This window comes from Ramlibacter sp. (genome assembly GCF_036676645.1).
Taxonomy (GTDB): Bacteria; Pseudomonadota; Gammaproteobacteria; order Burkholderiales; family Burkholderiaceae_C; genus Ramlibacter.
Map to the genome: position 1 here is coordinate 1 of NZ_JAKFCM010000037.1, position 2,385 is coordinate 2,385.

Below are 2,385 nucleotides of genomic sequence, written 5' to 3' on the forward strand. Positions count from 1 at the left end.
CGCACGCAGCACCATGCAGGACGTGGTGCAGAGCATCCGCCACGTGACCGACATCGTGGCCGAGATCAGCGCGGCCAGCACCGAGCAGAGCAGCGCGGTGGGTCAGGTCAGCGACGCCGTGACGCAGATGGACCAGAACACCCAGCAGAACGCGGCCATGGTGGAACAGATCGCGTCCGCCGCGAGCAGCCTCAAGAGCCAGGCCGGCGACCTGGTGCAGACGGTCGCCGCCTTCCGGTTTGCACCCCGCCACGGCCTTGTGGCACCCGTCGAATAAAGGTCGGGATACCCCCAACCCCAGGCGCAGTGCGTCACGCCAGCCGCGCGCGCAGCCAGTCGGCCAGGTCGGCCACCACCTGCCCGCCCACCGGTGAGACGGCCGTGAAGTGGATGCAGGCGTGGATGGCGCCGGGGTAATGGCGGTGCTCGGTGGCGACGCCCGCTTGTTCGATGCGCTGCGCCAGCGCGTGGCCCTCGTCGCGCAACGGGTCGTGGCCCATGGTGGCGACCCAGCTCGGCGGCAGCGTGGCCAGTGCGGGCGCGCTCAGCAGAGCGAAGTCCGGGTGCCGCTTGAGTTCGCTGCGGCCGTCCAGGTAGCTGTTGATGAACCATTGCATGACACCGTGGGTGAGGAACTTGCCCTCGCCGTTCTCGGCCATCGAGGCGCTGGGTTCGCTGTGGTGTTGCGCCACCGGATAGATCAGGCCCAGGGCGCGCGGCGCGATCGTGCCGGCCGTGCGCAGGCAGGCCGTGGCGGCCAGCTGGGCCCCCGCGCTGTCACCTGCCAGGGCGATGCGCGACGGGTCGGCGCGCAGTTCTTTGGCGTGCGCTGCCAGCCACCGCAGCACGCAGACCACGTCGTCCACGGCGGCGGGAAACGGGTGCTCCGGCGCGAGCCGGTAGTCCACCGCCACCACCACGGCGCCCACGCTGTGGCACAGGGTGCGGCACACCGCGTCGTGGGTTTCCAGGTCGCCGATCACGTAGCCGCCGCCGTGCACATAGAACAGCGCGGGCAGCGGCCCGGCCGCATCGGGGTGGTAGATGCGCAGCTTGAGCGGCCCGCCGGGGCCCGCGATGCTGCGGTCTTCCGTGGCGACCACGGGTGGCGGCAGGCCCAGGCCGGCGGCCAGGTCGCGGTAGATCTGGCGCCCGACCGCGGGCGGCAGCGCTTCCAGTGGCGGGTTGCCCTGCGCCGAGGCCTGGGCCAGAAAGCCGGCGAGGCCCGGGTCCATGGGCGCGCGGGGGAGGGTGGTGGTGACGGTCATGGGGTCTCCTGTTGGGGGAATGGGAAAAGGGGTTGGGGGGTGTGAAAAGGGGGGGCGGTCAGCGCAGCAGGCGGCCGTCGCGTGCGCGCAGGCCGACCTCGACGAACTCCGAGCCATGGTGCTGGCCGGGGCCGAAGCGCAGGCGAAAGCCGCCCATGTCGAGCGCGCCCAGGGCCTCCAGGCTTTGCGCGAGCCGGGCGCCGTCGGCCGACGGGCCGGCCCGGCGCAAGGCTTCGGCGCACAGGCGCAGGTTGAGGTAGGCCTCCAGTCCTTCGAAGGTGATGGCCTCGGGGCCGATGAAGGTGTCGGCGTCGCGCAGGAATTCGCGCACCACCGGCAGGCGGGGCGTTTCCGGGTTGGGCACCACGCTGGTGTAGCCGACCACGCGGCCGGGAAACAGCCGCGTCATGTGGGTCAAGCCGCCCGACGACAGCGTGGCGATGGTGCCGGGCACCCCCGCGAAGAGGCTGGCGTCCAGCCGGCCCAGCGCGTCCTGGCCGTCCAGCCCGAGGTGGATGACCAGCGCCTGCTGCGCGCCGGGTGTCATGCGCTGCAAGGCGCCTCCGATCGCGTCCTTGGTGGCATCGACCGTGGCGCGTTGCAGCCGGATGCCCGATGTTTCCAGGGCCTGGGCCAGCGCTTCGCCGCGCGCCGGTTCCGCGCCGTCGCTCAGCAGCAGGGCGCGTGTGATGCCGATGGACTGCAACTGGCGCGCCAGCGCAGCCGCTTCGCGCGCGTCGTCCGGGCGCAGGCTGAACACCTGCGGAAGCGTGGGCGAGCGCAGCGCGAGCGCGCCCGACATCGGGCCGATCAGTGGCAGGCGCAGCTCGCGCGTGGCCTCGGCGGCGGCCCGGCAGGCGCTTTCGCCCAGGCAGTTGAGCACGGCCACCGCGCGGTGCTGGCTGGCCAGGGTGCGCAGGTTCGCCGCGTGGCGCTCGGGGTCGCCCCCGTCGTCCAGCGTCACCAGCTCCAGCGGCCGGCCCTGCAGGCCGCCGCTGGCGTTGAACCGTTGCACATAGGCCTTGGCACCGGCCAGCACCCGGTTGGCCACCGGAAAGCCACTGCCGGTGAGCGGCAGCGACTGGCCGATGACGATGGGCTCGGCCGGCATCGCCAG

General features: G+C 72.7%; 2 protein-coding genes and 1 pseudogene. 1 reads left to right on the plus strand and 2 read right to left on the minus strand.

What is annotated here, in order from left to right:
* A pseudogene (locus V6M57_RS06625) lies at positions 1-277 on the plus strand (methyl-accepting chemotaxis protein); the annotation flags it as partial.
* 34 nt (positions 278-311) lie between these two features.
* Here the strand turns inward: V6M57_RS06625 and V6M57_RS06630 are convergent.
* Both V6M57_RS06630 and V6M57_RS06635 read right to left on the minus strand, forming a co-directional pair.
* Entirely contained in the window at positions 312-1,268 is a 957-nt protein-coding gene (locus V6M57_RS06630; RefSeq protein WP_332814204.1) for an alpha/beta hydrolase, read from the minus strand.
* Between the two features lie 58 nt (positions 1,269-1,326).
* A partial coding sequence (locus V6M57_RS06635) for an ABC transporter substrate-binding protein (protein WP_332814205.1) occupies positions 1,327-2,385 on the minus strand: 1,059 nt, incomplete at its 5' end.